This is a genomic window from Janthinobacterium sp. NKUCC08_JDC (assembly GCF_019345575.1).
GTDB classification, from domain to species: Bacteria; Pseudomonadota; Gammaproteobacteria; order Burkholderiales; family Burkholderiaceae_D; genus Janthinobacterium; species Janthinobacterium aestuarii.
Window position 1 is genome coordinate 1 of sequence record NZ_JAHKQW010000063.1, and the last position, 234, is coordinate 234.

The 234-nt window shown below is 44.0% G+C and carries 1 tRNA gene; it reads right to left on the reverse strand.

Going from position 1 to position 234, the window contains the following annotated elements:
- Positions 1 to 153 precede the first annotated feature (153 nt).
- Positions 154 to 229: transfer RNA gene (locus tag KO538_RS29125), tRNA-Ala, on the reverse strand.
- Positions 230 to 234 lie beyond the last annotated feature (5 nt).

Sequence of the window (234 nt, forward strand, 5' to 3'; positions counted from 1 at the left end):
ATACAATCATTACCCATCGATTCGCTTTTTACGGCAAACCGATCAATAAATAATCTTTACTTCTTCCAGATTGTTAAAGAACGAAACAGCTTTGATCGCTAAAAGATCAAATCTAAACCTGACGGCTTACATTTGCACTTTCGAGTAAAACTTTGGTGGAGGATGACGGGATCGAACCGACGACCCCCTGCTTGCAAAGCAGGTGCTCTCCCAGCTGAGCTAATCCCCCGGGAA